Origin of the sequence: Vibrio sp. VPAP30 (assembly GCF_001188205.1) — a bacterium.
Taxonomy (GTDB): domain Bacteria; phylum Pseudomonadota; class Gammaproteobacteria; order Enterobacterales; family Vibrionaceae; genus Vibrio; species Vibrio bivalvicida.
This window is the reverse complement of the sequence record NZ_LBLS01000038.1, coordinates 312,767-326,559: the sequence shown is the minus strand read 5'-3', so window position 1 is coordinate 326,559 and position 13,793 is coordinate 312,767. Positions and strand designations below refer to the sequence as shown.

The 13,793-nt window shown below is 43.1% G+C and carries 13 protein-coding genes; 6 read left to right on the top strand and 7 right to left on the bottom strand.

Annotated features, from left to right (window positions below; translation table 11 throughout):
• Positions 1 to 58 precede the first annotated feature (58 nt).
• The gene (locus ZX61_RS19225; protein WP_049846209.1) at positions 59 to 616 is read right to left on the bottom strand and encodes a PhnA domain-containing protein; all 558 of its coding nucleotides are present in this window, start codon (positions 614 to 616) and stop codon (positions 59 to 61) included.
• Positions 617 to 869: 253 nt separating this feature from the next.
• Between ZX61_RS19225 and ZX61_RS19220 the strand changes: the two genes are divergently transcribed.
• The gene (locus ZX61_RS19220) at positions 870 to 1,952 is read left to right on the top strand and encodes a site-2 protease family protein (RefSeq protein ID WP_049846208.1); all 1,083 of its coding nucleotides are present in this window, start codon (positions 870 to 872) and stop codon (positions 1,950 to 1,952) included.
• A 41-nt stretch (positions 1,953 to 1,993) separates the two neighbouring features.
• Here the strand turns inward: ZX61_RS19220 and ZX61_RS19215 are convergent, their stop codons facing one another.
• Positions 1,994 to 2,782 (bottom strand): M48 family metallopeptidase, encoded by a 789-nt coding sequence (locus tag ZX61_RS19215; protein ID WP_049846207.1) that lies wholly within the window; start codon positions 2,780 to 2,782, stop codon positions 1,994 to 1,996.
• A gap of 104 nt (positions 2,783 to 2,886) precedes the next feature.
• Here ZX61_RS19215 and ZX61_RS19210 point away from each other — a divergent pair, with 104 nt between their 5' ends.
• The 4 genes from ZX61_RS19210 to ZX61_RS19195 all read left to right on the top strand — a co-directional run bounded on the left by ZX61_RS19210 (position 2,887) and on the right by ZX61_RS19195 (position 5,616).
• Positions 2,887 to 3,333, top strand: coding sequence for a hotdog fold thioesterase (locus ZX61_RS19210; RefSeq protein WP_049846206.1), 447 nt, complete (start codon positions 2,887 to 2,889; stop codon positions 3,331 to 3,333).
• Between the two features lie 2 nt (positions 3,334 to 3,335).
• Complete coding sequence (locus ZX61_RS19205; RefSeq protein WP_049846205.1) at positions 3,336 to 3,569, top strand: DUF3389 family protein; 234 nt, start codon at positions 3,336 to 3,338, stop codon at positions 3,567 to 3,569.
• A 77-nt stretch (positions 3,570 to 3,646) separates the two neighbouring features.
• Positions 3,647 to 5,365, top strand: coding sequence for an SgrR family transcriptional regulator (locus ZX61_RS19200; RefSeq protein ID WP_049846204.1), 1,719 nt, complete (start codon positions 3,647 to 3,649; stop codon positions 5,363 to 5,365).
• A complete protein-coding gene (locus ZX61_RS19195; protein ID WP_049846203.1) occupies positions 5,365 to 5,616 on the top strand; it encodes a hypothetical protein in 252 nt (83 codons plus the stop codon). Before ZX61_RS19200 ends, ZX61_RS19195 begins: the two co-directional genes overlap by 1 nt.
• A 446-nt stretch (positions 5,617 to 6,062) precedes the next feature.
• Here the strand turns inward: ZX61_RS19195 and ZX61_RS19190 are convergent, their stop codons facing one another.
• A complete protein-coding gene (locus tag ZX61_RS19190; RefSeq protein ID WP_049846202.1) occupies positions 6,063 to 8,201 on the bottom strand; it encodes a TonB-dependent hemoglobin/transferrin/lactoferrin family receptor in 2,139 nt (712 codons plus the stop codon).
• Between the two features lie 252 nt (positions 8,202 to 8,453).
• On the opposite strand from ZX61_RS19190, the gene ZX61_RS19185 reads away from it, so the two are divergent.
• Entirely contained in the window at positions 8,454 to 9,350 is an 897-nt protein-coding gene (locus tag ZX61_RS19185) for a LysR family transcriptional regulator (RefSeq protein WP_049846201.1), read from the top strand.
• Between the two features lie 64 nt (positions 9,351 to 9,414).
• Here ZX61_RS19185 and ZX61_RS24390 read toward each other — a convergent pair whose 3' ends face one another.
• The 4 genes from ZX61_RS24390 to zwf form a co-directional block, all read right to left on the bottom strand.
• Positions 9,415 to 9,552, bottom strand: coding sequence for a hypothetical protein (locus ZX61_RS24390; protein WP_200904258.1), 138 nt, complete (start codon positions 9,550 to 9,552; stop codon positions 9,415 to 9,417).
• A 196-nt stretch (positions 9,553 to 9,748) separates the two neighbouring features.
• The gene (gene gnd / locus ZX61_RS19180; protein ID WP_049846200.1) at positions 9,749 to 11,197 is read right to left on the bottom strand and encodes a decarboxylating NADP(+)-dependent phosphogluconate dehydrogenase; all 1,449 of its coding nucleotides are present in this window, start codon (positions 11,195 to 11,197) and stop codon (positions 9,749 to 9,751) included.
• A 35-nt stretch (positions 11,198 to 11,232) separates the two neighbouring features.
• Positions 11,233 to 11,949, bottom strand: coding sequence for a 6-phosphogluconolactonase (gene pgl, locus ZX61_RS19175; RefSeq protein WP_049846199.1), 717 nt, complete (start codon positions 11,947 to 11,949; stop codon positions 11,233 to 11,235).
• Positions 11,946 to 13,448: a glucose-6-phosphate dehydrogenase gene (gene zwf, locus ZX61_RS19170; RefSeq protein WP_049846198.1), complete on the bottom strand. Its 1,503-nt coding sequence runs from the start codon at positions 13,446 to 13,448 to the stop codon at positions 11,946 to 11,948. Before zwf ends, pgl begins: the two co-directional genes overlap by 4 nt.
• Positions 13,449 to 13,793 lie beyond the last annotated feature (345 nt).

Sequence of the window (13,793 nt, the reverse complement as noted above, 5' to 3'; positions counted from 1 at the left end):
TAGTAAAAAGGCGCTCACAGTTGAGCGCCTTTCTTGATTACTTAGTCATAAAAAAGAATTACTTCTTACGGCAGTATTCCGCGATAACGTACATAGATTGACCGCCGTTTGCTTTACCAGAAACAAGCTTAGGATCGTCGCCAATGCTGATGCCACGGATAACCGTGCCTTGTTTGATTACCTGGTTAGTGCCTTTAACTGGTAGGTCTTTAATTACCGTTACGTCGTCACCTTTTTTAAGTTCAACGCCGTTGCAATCGAATGGTTTGTCGTCAGCAGACATCCCCGTCATTGCCCAGTTCATTTGCTCTTCTTCCATGTACATCATGTCTAGCGCGTCCTGCGCCCAGTTCTCAGTATTTAGGCGAGTAAGTTGGCGCCATGCTGTAACTTGAACGGCTGGCACTTGGCTCCACATGCTGTCATTTAGACAACGCCAGTGGTTAATATCTTGTGGATCTTCAATCTCGCCAAGACACTTGTCGCAAACCATGATTCCGTAATCTACTGTCACATGGCTGTGCGGGGGAACTGCGTATGCCGTCAATGGTGCATCGGCAGCACATAATTCACATTTAGATTGGCAGCGTTCTAGCATAGTAGCTTCAGAAGACATAATGGACTCACATTTTATAGGTGTTAATAACGCCGGCTATTATCCACTTTATCTGTCAAAAATAAAGCGTAATCCTAATCCAAATCGATAAATCGACGAATTCTTACTTTTCATGAGAAACTTGAACAACATGATTCGAACAATCAATGCCTTATGGTTAGTGACAATGTCACATTGTCAGCAATTCCTTTACCTATTTAGTCTAGATTGGCATAATCAGACTCGTTGTTATATCAATTTAGTAGGTTAGACATTGGAATTATTATCAATTGAGTTTTTAAGCAAACCACTTAGACTCGAAGGCTCTATGGCGGGTTGGCAGCAACTGTTTTGGAACAATCAACTCGTTTCTCAGCTTGATGCTAATGCCGACCGTGGTGAGAAATCCTACCATGAATTTACTTTACTTAATGGTGAGCAAGAGCTGGCATGTAAATTAGAAACTAATCTGATATGGCAACCATTTGTCTTAGAGTATGTTGCAACAGTTGATAGCCAAGTCATTGAGCAAGGAAGTCGCAATACTAAAGATATAGAAAAGCAAACACCGTTTACTAAGCCTGAGCCAGAAAGAAAGTTTAGCCTTATTGGTCTTTTATCGCTTGGGATGAAAGCACTTAAGAGCGCAAAGCTGATTAAAGTAGTGCTTGCGTCGGCAAGTTTAGCTGCGTATTCATGGTTGTTTTCTTTTCAATTTGCGCTGGCTTTGATCGCGTGTTTGGTCTTTCATGAATATGGCCATGTACGCGCGATGAAGTACTTCGGCATGAAGACAAAAGGCATCTACTTGGTGCCGTTTCTTGGCGGGTTGGCATTGAGCGACGAAAAGATAAATACCCGTTGGCAAGACGTAGTCATTTCAATCATGGGGCCGATGTTTGGTTTAATTCTGTCTGTCATCTTGCTAATTGCCTACTTTATCACTGGCGAGATGTTCTTCGCAGGGTTAGCGGTATTTAATGCATTTCTAAATCTATTCAACTTGCTACCGATATTGCCACTTGACGGCGGTCATGTATTGAAGAGCATCAGTTTCTCCATGAACAGTGTGGCAGGAATTGTCTTGTGTACCGCAGCAGCCGCTGGTGGCGTAGTGTTAAGCTACTCACTAGGACTTACGTTGTTTGGTTTTCTGCTTATCATGGGCATGCTGGAAATCGTGATTGAGTGGAGGGGAAGACATCATAGTCACTTACTTCCGCTGGATAGATACGGTCAAGCTGTCGCTGCAGTTTGGTACATTGGGCTTGTTGCTTCATTGATTGGAATTATTTGGTTCTTTGCTTCAACAGGCGACCAATTGTTAAGCTTACCACTGCTTATATTAGGCACATAGAATAAAGACAAAGGGAGCATTTTTGCTCCCTTTTTTAATTTCTAAGTACAGTTCGGACGCTTTACATTGTTCTCGGGTAATGTCTGTATCTTAGCGGAGAGATCCTGAATGCGAGTTCCGTGAGAAGGGTGCGTAGAGAGAAGTTCAGGCGGTTGAGCGCCGCCAGATGCCTTAGCCATGTTTTTCCATAGATCGACACTCTGGTTAGGATCAAAGCCAGACTTCGCCATCAATTCTAACCCAACAATATCCGCTTCAGATTCTTGAGTCCTACCGTAGGGCATTAAAACACCATATTGTACGCCTAATCCAAGCGCTGCCATGGTTGCTCCTCGATACTGTGCGTATTCGGAAGAACCGAGTGCTATATTGGTCAGTTGAAGTCCAGCATTAGCAATTTGAGACTGAGATAGTCGCTCATTGCTGTGATCGGCAAGCACATGTGCGATCTCATGACCAATAACGGTGGCTAGCTGGTCTTGAGTGACCGCTACTTTAAGTAAGCCGGTATAGACACCAATTTTGCCGCCTGGTAACGCGAACGCATTGACTTGATCACTATCAAACACGACGACTTCCCAGCGATCAAATCCTGGTTGTTTCGGGACATGTTTAGTAATCGTATCTGTTACGCACTGAACATAAGCATTTGTTTTGGCGTCAGAGCTGATCTTGAGCTCCTTCTTCATTTGCTCGAACGATTGGGCACCTAAACTACTCATATCTGAATCTGAAAAAAGAAGCAACTGGTTACGACCTGTCGGGGAAGAAGTACACGCTGTCATTGCCATTGCGGCAGTGAGAGTGACCAATTTAAACCACGTCTGCATTGAATTCTCCGTTTCAATCGCAATATTAAACTTACTATTTAGCTATACACATCATAGCATTAGCGTACAATTCTTGGTAATCACATTCAGTAGTGGAATGCATAATGACAATCTGGAAAAAATCGATCAGTCTTGAAGCCCTTAATAAGACGTCAGAAAATACTTTGATAGATCACCTAAACATTATTTATACCGAGGTAGGTGATGATTTCATAGCGGCCACTATGCCTGTTTGTTCGTTTACTCACCAACCTCTTGGTATGTTGCACGGTGGTGCGTCTGTTGTCTTGGCCGAAACCCTCGGTTCAGTCGCTGCTAATTTTTGTGTTGCAAAAGGAAGTTACTGCGTGGGCCTCGATATTAATGCCAACCATGTACGTTCAATGAGAAGTGGCACCGTTATTGGTACAGCCAAGCCAATTCATCTAGGGGTATCCACTCAAGTGTGGCAAATCAACATTACTGATGAGCGCGAACGCTTGGTGTGTACGAGTCGGTTGACCATCGCCGTTAAACATAAAAAATCCGTGTCGTCAGACAAAGGACTCTAACGATGATGATTCCTTTTAAAAGCGGAAAAATCATAGTGACTAACCACGAAGTCGTGGTAAAGCTTTCTGGGGAGCACATGGTCACTATGCAAGCGCAAACCGATGCTGTTATTTTGATAGGTAGAGGGGCGAACGTTATTGCCGCCAACGGCAGTGAAACCAAATGGTCAATAAAACTGGATAACGAGCAACAAATCCAACAGATTGCTGAGCAGATCGGCAGCGAAGTCCAATAATCGCGTTTTTGTCTTGATTCGAGAATCTTAAATGAGGAAAATTAGAGCTAGGTTAACTAGAATGAGATTTCCTCTTTATGAGCAGCCCAAGACTTAGAGTTCAGTTCGAAACCTTGTTTGAGCATTACAAGGGACAAGATTGCGGTGTCCAGCTTGAAGATATCACTGAGATACTGTTTTGTACTCGTCGAAACGCTCGAATTGTCCTCAACAAAATGGAAGAAGAAGGGTGGTTGGAATGGCACCCAGCTCCCGGTCGAGGAAAGTTATCTCAGTTAATCTTTAAACGTAGCCGAGCTGATGTCAGCGAAAATCTGGCGCGTCGATACCTTGAAGAAGGGAAAATTGGCCAAGCGCTAAAAGTTTTAGATCAAGATACGGCAAAACTTGCGCAAGTGGTTGAAAGCTACCTTGGCATCGTTCATCAGGAAGGCCAGCAAGTCGTTAGGCTGCCATATTACCGCGCACTTTCTACGTTAAACCCTACATTGCCGATTCGTCGCTCTGAACTGCATATTGTTCAGCAGATATTTAGTGGTTTAACTTATATCGATGACAGTGAAGAACTTCAACCTGATCTGGCCCATTCATGGGAAATGCTCACCCCTCGACATTGGCGTTTTTATATTCGTCCGAGTGTCAGGTTTCACAACGGAGATTTGCTGACTTCTCAAACGGTCGTTGATAACTTATTCGCATTGAAACAGAAGAAGTTGTTTTCACATATCACAGACGTTAGCTCTCCGAGTCACTTAATCGTAGATGTAAGACTTTCACGTGATGACTATCAGCTGGCGCTTCTACTTTCAGAATCTTGCGCGAAAATTACGTTACTTCAAGAGAATAGAGCGGAAGACTACGATCTATTCCCTGTCGGAACGGGGCCTTACCGAGTCATTCAAAACGACAGCAAACGTCTCGTTCTACAAGCGTTTGATGGATACTTTGGTTTTAGACCTTTGCTAGACCGTATTGAAGTGTGGGTGATTGACGATCTTCATTCGTCGATGATTTTCCCGAGCTTATCTAAGCCTCTTAAGCCCGAAGTGGCAAACTATGCCGATAGCGTTGATTTAGATCCGGGTTGCACCTATTTGCTACTCAACCGGAAAAATGGATTAGCGGCTTCAAATGATTGGGCGAACTACTTCACGCAGAAGTTGGGCACATTAAATTTATTCCAACATCTACCTCAAGAGAAAATTGTCGAGCTAGGCGTGCTTCCAGCGCATGGTTTAAAACCGGGTTGGTATCACCATACAAGGCACGGTTATACGTCACCACCTTCCTACAGGTCAGTCACTATTGCTTACCACGGGCAGCACCCTATGTTCCCAACGGTGGTCAAATGTATTGAAGGTTTGCTTAAAGAGGACGGATTGAGTGTTAATTTTATAAATTATGATTTAACCGTTGAAGATACGTCAGAAGTAGACATCTGGGTTAAACCGATGGGAATCACCACCAACAGAGATGATTCGCTAGCAGGGTGGTTACTCAATAATAGTGATATTGAAGCACTTAGCCGCGGAGAGGACTTTGAGTATTGGACTAAAGTCGTACAAGAGTGGCAAGCAACACAAAATGCTAGTTTCCCCGCACAAGAGCTTGGAAAATCTTTAGTAGAAAAAATGCAGCTAATTCCAATGTTTCACTGTTGGCTAGGTGTGAGTAAAGATCATTGTGGTTCGTTACAAAATGCAAAATGTAATGCGCTTGGCTGGTTCGACTTCAGCAAAGTCTGGGTCAAACCTGAAACAGTTGGTGGTCCAAATTCGTTCCATGAGGAAGCGTAGTGTCTAGACCCAGTAAAAAACAACCGACTAAAACAGTCGAGATTTACTGCGCAAAATGTAAAACCCAGTTGTTTAAGTACCGAAAAGGGGGCAAAGGGTCTCTTGTGAAATGTTTTAAGGAAAGAATCGTTTCTGACTACACGGAACAGCCCTGTATTTGTCCTCAATGTTGTGGAGAATTTGCCCGAGAGACTTTGATTAGAGGCACGCCTGCTTACAAAATAATCGGTGGTAAAATCACCATGAAATAGCTCAGGTCTAGAACAATTCTCTAAACCATTTTATAAACTATTTAGTTAGTAAGATTGTAGAAAATAGGCATCACGACGCAATATTTGATCTCAATCGATATAAAACGTAAAAATCTCGTTAAGGGGTATCATTGTTTTTTAATAGTGTTAGAATACCCGCAGTTTCCTTTCGGTTTTTCCAACTTTACTTTAGGGGTTTGTAATGGAGCTAGGTCTAATCATCACTTTCATCGTTGCAGCAGCTGTAATGGTTAAGAAAGAGATGGCAGCAGCTAAATAATCGGTCTATTCATACCATTTTTTCTATACTTTTTTATGAATATACTCGAGAAAGCTCCTAGTTTAGGGGCTTTTTTATTACCTTTAACTTGCTGATATATATAATTTAAGTAGGTAATTAACTAAAAAAGCCAGCTATCAAGCTGGCTTTGTTTTAAGGTTCCAATTTAGAATTGGTAATCTACGCTAACGCCCCAGTTTCGACCTGGTTGACTCTTAGAGTCCATGCTGAATGTCTCCCCAGTCGCGTCTCGACCAGATAGATCTTCAAACAACCAGTACTTTTTGTCTAAGGCATTGAATAGACCTGCGCGGATTGTTAAGTCGCTCATTGGACGGTAGTAAGCTGTAAGATCAACCAGTGCGTAACCAGCAGCATCCACATTTGTGTCGCTATTCCAATCTGACTTGCGAGCAACCATTTTAACGTTAGCTAGTGCACCGTAGTTGTCTCGGTTTAAACCTAAACCGAAGTCAGCAGTAAGAGGAGCAACAGAGTCAATTGCTTTACCCGTTTTCTTATCTTCACCATCAGCATAAGCAACAGCTAGGCGAGTATAGACACCTTGAGGTGCGTTAAACGCTTTGTCTAGTAAGATAGTAGAGCTAAACTCTGCACCGTAGATTTCAACTTCATCAAGGTTTTTCTTAGAGATAACATCTTTACCACCTTGTTCGCCCGTTTTTTCTTGAACGATAAAGTCTTTGTAGTCAGAGAAGAAGGCCGTTAGCTCAAATTTAGCGCTTTCATTTTGTCCACGCAGACCTGCTTCATAGGAGATGCTCTTTTCTGATTTAAGGTTCGGGTTGGCTTCGATAATTGCCCCTTGACTGTAGAAGTAGTACAAGTCATAAACGGTTGGCGCTTTGAAGCCTTGGCTAATCTGGCCAAACAGCGACAGGTTATCATTTAAGTGGTACACAGCACCAAGTTTACCTGTGAATGCACTGTCACTGTTTTCGTCGTACTGAGTTTTGTAACCTTCATCAGTTTTCGGTTTAGCGCTAAATGAGTCGTAGCGAATACCAGCAGTCATGACTAGTGCTTCATCTAAGAAGTACGCTTGATCTTGTAAGAAGACACCCCATTGCAGTAGATCCGCGTCTGGAATACCTGTACTACCAGGAGCAACGGTTCCTTTGTCGAATTTATAGTCTGTGTTGTCTAGGCTGAACTTAGTAGACATGTAGTTTACGCCGTAGGTAAACTCATGAGGCGCTGCACCCAATTCAGCAAGTTTAGATGCTTGAGCATTAAATTGGATTGATTTGTCGCTTGAATCACGTTCACGCATACGACGGCCATAAATCGGAGTAGTATCGTAATTTTTAGAAAGTGAGCTTGAATCCTGATAGTTGATGGACCAATCGATCTTATCAGTAATAGGTGAGGACAATAGCCACTCATGCTCAAATCCTATTCTCATTCTTTCGTTAGCGTCTTCGTTACGGTTATCGGTGTATACAAACATTGGTCCCATGGAGTGACCGTTATGATTCAGCTCATTCTCATCATATTGCTTGTTGTAGTACTCGACGGTAACACCAAGTCTATGTAAATCATTGGCTTGGTAGAATGCTTTAGCAAGCAAATTACCTAGTTCGCTATCAGCCGGGTTTGCAGCACCACGATCAGGACCTTCAACTTCTGAGCCTGACCCGTGTGTTTTAGTTTCACTGCCGTTAGCGTAAGTAGCTATAAGTAAGGTTTCTAGCTTACCTTGACGCATAGCCCATGTTAGTGTGTTTTTAAACTCTTCATTAGCAGAGGAGTAACCACTCTTAATCCCGAATCTGTGTTCATCACCCTCGGTTACTAAAACATCTTCTGGATTCTTCGTTCTAAATAGAACTACACCACCCAGTGCATCAGAACCATAAAGTGTCGAAGAGGGGCCTTTGTTTACTTCGATAGCTTGAAGCGTATCAATTTCGATGCTGTTTGGGTATTTGCGTTGTTCTGACGCTCCTGGATTGTAGGGTACAGGCTGTTGAACGTCGTCAACCATAACTTTAACGCGGCTCTGTTCCATACCGCGGATGTTGAATCCAGAAATACCAAAACGCCCAGAACCTTGAGCATTAACACCAGGAGTATACTTAAGCGCTTGTTTTACATCTGTCGAAAGTGTGTTGTCGATTTCTTCGGATGAAACTGTTTCAATAGAAGAGCTGACATCCGCTTTGTTCTGTTCAGTACGAGTTGCTGAAACAACAACTTCGTCGAAGAGGGCATATTCTTCGGCATGAGCAGTTGACGCAAGGGCCAAAACAATTGAAGCTGACAGGAAAGTTTTCTTATACATTTTATAATTACCTTTGATCCATATAGGTTTTCTTTGAACGGGCAGAATTCTATTGGATCTAAATGATAATTACTATTGTTTGCATTATCGAAAATGGAAGACTTATTGCTCTATCAGTATGGTATTTCGAATAAAAGTGATAAATAACAGGTAGTTAAACAATCTATTTACATTTGTAAAGGTTCAAACCTCCATCGGTAAATGTGATTCGTGTCACGCTATTGGTGGTGGTTATTAATAGGGAAGATAATATTGCAAAGTCCAATAACACTTGAAGCTCTTCATATACTCGATGCAATTGATAGACGTGGCAGCTTCGCTGCCGCAGCTAATGAACTCGATAGGGCCCCCTCATCCCTTAGCTATCAAATACAAAAGCTAGAACAAGATCTCGATATTATGATCTTTGATCGTTCCGGCCATAAAGCGAGCTTTACTGAGGCAGGGAAGCTGATTCTTGAACGTGGACGAGACATACTGGTCGCGACAGACAAACTTGTAAATGATGCGAGTGTTCTCGCTAATGGGTGGGAACTGGATATTACTCTCGCCTTTGACGGTATTATCCCTGTCGCCAATTTCTTCAACCTTGTTAATGACTTAAGTAATGTTAGTTCAACAAGAGTCAAGCTCCAAGAAGAAATACTCGCAGGCTGTTGGGAAGCGTTAAGCTCAGGACGAGCAGATTTATTAGTTTGTCCAAGAATGGAAACGCTACCTCAAGATGTTAAAGCAGAGGTCATTGGAGAGATGGAGATGATCTGGGTTGCAGCGACCGATCACTATGTACATAAACGGAGTGGAGTTTTTGACGAGCAGGCGAGAGAAAAATATCGTGTTATTGCGATAGCAGATACAGCCCGTGAGCAACCTGCAATAAGTGTCAATATCACTCAGCGGCAGCCAAGACTAACCGTTACTAACTTTTCTGCAAAAGTAGAAGCTTTGCGTACGGGGTTGGGTATAGGTACTTTACCAAAAGAGCTCGCAACCCAGTTGATTGCAAGTGGCGACTTAAAGCAAATTGCGGATACTCAATCTCAACCCATTGAGATCATCTTAGCTTGGAAGCGTAATAAAATTGGTGAAGCTAAATCTTGGTGTATTCAATACTTAATCAAATATTTTAAAGCGTCGTCTAAGATTTAAAATGTTTAGTTCAATAAAACAAAAGGGAGCTTATCGCTCCCTTTTATTTTTGAAACCTAGCCGTTTACAAGCCACCTTGTTGCTGTGCTTGCTTTACTAAAGCCTGACGTTGAGTTTCCAGTTCGTTTTCCACTTTATGTTCCTTATTGATCCCACGCTCCTCTCGCTGTGGAACGAAAACAAAGTACTTATTAATAGTCATCGAAAGAACCTCTAGTTTAGAGTTGTAACCATCCCGGTTAGACAATTCACCTAATCACCATCGTTTGATGGAGACTCCATGTTGTAGGTTTCAAAAAATAGAGGATGCTAACTAAGTTAACATCCTCCATAACAGCTAAATTATAGAAGTAGATTCAGGTATTAATAAATACCTTTCTCATCCTTTCAGCTAATTCTTACACGTCGTAGGTAGTAGAAGCCGTGTCGCCGCCTGTACCTGTCCAGTTAGTGTGGAAGAATTCACCACGTGGACGGTCAGTACGCTCGTAAGTGTGAGCACCGAAGTAATCACGTTGAGCTTGAAGCAGGTTAGCTGGTAGACGAGCTGTTGTGTAACCGTCTAGGAAAGATAGTGCAGAAATAGTACATGGCATTGGGATACCAGACTCTAGAGATTTCGCTGCTACTTTACGCCATGACGCTAGGCTGCCTTGCAGGATGTTTTTGAAGTACTCGTCAGAACCAAGGAACGAGATGTCTGGGTTTGCTTCGTACGCATCACGAATGTTACCTAGGAATGCCGAGCGGATGATACAACCACCACGCCACATTAGTGCTACGTTACCGTAGTTTAGGTCCCAGCCGTTCTCGTTTGAAGCTTCACGCATTAGCATGAAACCTTGAGCGTAAGAGATGATCTTAGATGCTAGTAGCGCTTGACGAAGCGCATCAACCCACTCTTGCTTGTCACCTTCAATTGGTGTGATTGTCTTACCGAATAGAGATTCAGCTTCAACACGTTGGTCTTTTAGTGCAGATAGGCAACGAGAGAATACCGACTCAGAGATAAGCGTTAGTGGAATACCTAGGTCTAGTGCGTTAATACCAGTCCATTTACCAGTACCTTTTTGGCCTGCTGTATCTAGGATCTTCTCAACTAGAGGTTCACCGTCTTCATCTTTGTAGCCAAGGATGTCAGCTGTGATTTCAACAAGGTAGCTGTCTAGCTCAGTCTTGTTCCAATCAGCGAATACGGCTTGCATTTCGTCAGCAGACAAACCAAGACCGTCTTTCATGAACTGGTAAGCTTCAGTGATAAGCTGCATGTCACCGTATTCGATGCCGTTGTGTACCATCTTAACGAAGTGACCAGCACCGTCGTTACCAACCCAATCACAACAAGGCTCACCAGCGTCAGTTTTTGCAGAGATACCTTGGAAGATAGGCTTAACCGCTTCCCAAGCTTCAGCTGCGCCACCTGGCATGATCGAAGGACCAAAACGTGCACCTTCTTCACCACCAGATACACCAGTACCGATGAAGTGGATACCTTTCTCACGGCAGTGTGCAACGCGGCGGTTTGTGTCAGGGTAGTTAGTGTTACCACCATCAATGATGATGTCACCTTCATCTAGAAGTGGGATTAGGTTGTCAATAAACGTATCAACAACTGCGCCAGCACGTACCATGAGCATTACTTTACGTGGCGCTTCTAGCTTCTCAACTAGCTCTTCTAGAGAGTATGCGCCAACGATGTTAGTGCCTTTCGCAGGGCCTTCAAGGAATTCGTCTACTTTCGCAGCAGTACGGTTGTGAGCAACAACTTTGAAGCCGTTGTCGTTCATGTTTAGGATAAGGTTTTGACCCATTACCGCTAGGCCAATTACACCGATATCACCTTTCATTATTTCTCTCCAGTTTTCCTATTTGGACGCTCGCACTAAGCGATTTTTGCTGCTGCGTCTGAATCTAAGTACCATTCCGTTACACCAGTCTTAGACTGGATCTTAGCTGCTGGGTAAGGCAGCTCATTTGCTGGAGTGGTATGAATTTCGTTTACGATATCGACTTTACCTGCACCAAGTACAAGGTAGCTGATACGTTTCGCGGCTTCTAATACCTTAGCGGTTTTAGATACACGAATTTGACCTGATTCAGGATGAGAAGCCAACACAGATAAGTTCTCATCTTGATAGTTTGTCTGACCAGGGAACAGTGAAGCAGTATGGCCGTCTGCGCCAACACCAAGAAGTATCCAATCGAATACTGGTGTTCCATTTTCAGCAGGGATTACAGATGCCATTTCTTCAGCAAAACGCTGAGCTTCAACCTTTGGCTCATCTTCACCACGAATACGGTGAATGTTCTCTGCTGGCAGGTTTACTTGGCTGAACAGTAGTGCGTTAGCTTCACCGTAGTTGCTTTCTGCATCATCAGGGGCAACACAACGCTCGTCTCCCCACCAAAAGTGTAGGTTGTTCCACTGAATGCCTTCAGCATAAGGTGCCTGCGCTAAAAGTTTAAACAGCATCTTTGGTGTACTGCCACCAGACAGTGAGATGTGAACAGGGCGGTCAAGATCACTGAACGCTTTCATATCATTAGCTAGGCTTTCTACAACTTGGTCAGCTGTTTGAAAAATCTTGTGATTAATCATAGTTCGCAATAATCCGTATCTGTTAGGTTTTTACATGGGAATCGCCACGCTCGTGCGTCACGTTGTAATAAATCGTCAGATTCTTTTGGTCCCCACGTACCACAAGCGTATCCAAATAGGGCTTGTGGATCTTGTTTGAAGTCTAAAATTGGCTGAACGTATTTCCAACACGCTTCAACGGCATCGCTACGTGCAAACAAAGTTGCATCGCCATTTAGTGCATCAAGAAGTAGGCGTTCATACGCTGTCAGCATTTGCGTTTCTTGTAGAGACGCGTAGTGGAAGTTCATTTTTACTTCTTTTGCCACAAATCCTGCGCCAGGTTCTTTTAGGCCAAAGCTCATCTGAATCCCTTCGTCTGGTTGAATGCGGATAATTAGTTTGTTTTCCGGAGCATTCTGGCCAAATACTGGGTGAGGTGTTTGCTTAAAGTGGATGACCACTTCAGTGACACGTGTCGGTAGGCGTTTACCTGTGCGTACGTAGAAAGGCACGCCATTCCAACGCCAGTTGTTGATGTAAGCTTTCAATCCAACATAAGTTTCAGTACGCGAATCTTCAGCGACTCCCGGCTCGTCACGGTAACTTGGTAGAAACTCACCACGCACGTCAGACTCGGTATATTGACCAAGCACGAGGTTATTGCGTAGGTCGTCTTCTCCAAGTGGTTTCAAACATTGCAGTACTTTAACCACTTCGTCGCGCATTGAGTCTGCATTGATCTGCGCTGGCGGTTCCATACCAACCATAGCTAACACTTGTAGTAGGTGGTTTTGGAACATGTCACGAACCGCACCTGAGCCGTCGTAATATCCGCCACGTTCTTCAACACCCAAGAATTCAGCACCAGTGATTTCTACATAATCAATAAAGTTGCGGTTCCAAAGAGGTTCGAACATCGCATTAGAGAAGCGGAATACAAGAAGGTTTTGTACCGTCTCTTTACCCAAATAGTGGTCAATGCGATAGATTTGATGCTCTTGGAAATGCTCATGAATCTCTTTATCTAGCTTTTGAGCAGATTCAAGGTCATAACCAAATGGCTTTTCAATAATCAGGCGTTTCCAACCATCTTCTTCGCTGTTTAGTCCATGAGCGGCAAGGCTTGCTGGAATAACGCTGTACAAACTAGGAGGAGTCGCGAGATAGAATAGAGTGTTTCGTTGATCAAACCCGTATTGCTCAGAAAGTTGATCAAGACGCGTCGAAAGCTTGCTGTAGTCAGCGGTGTCAGATGTATTAATTGCCTGATAATGCAAATGATTAATGAAAGCATCGAGAGTTGCTGGTTCAGTCTTCTCCATTTCCTGTAGTGAACGTTTCAACTTTTCGCGATAGGAGTCATCACTGTATTCAGTTCGGCTTACGCCTAAGATAGCGAAGTTTTTTGGTAACTGTTTATTTGAGTAAAGGTGATACAAAGCAGGAATCAACTTGCGGTAGGTCAAGTCACCCGAAGCACCAAAAATAACGATGCTGCTGTTTTCTGGTATTACCATCATCTTTCCCTTAGAAACGAGGTAGTTAGCAAGTGCCTAAGCTGTTAGCACTATAGTTTGCCAACGGTATCAACGACACCTCAAATTATAAAATAGGTCTTGCCTATTGTATTGATAGGCAAAGCCAAAAATTCATGCCATTTGTTATTTAGATTGCAACTGTTTTTACTAAAAATTCAGTGCGATTGTTGCAGACGGCAGCGTATTGTCTATGAGTATTTGACATACATCAACCTTTGAGAGAGCAATCGATTAAATAATGACTCATTATTGCGTTAACTCATTGAAATCGTTGTGATGGCGTTGAGTCTTCCGTATATTTAAAAATAGAGTAAATAAACTAAT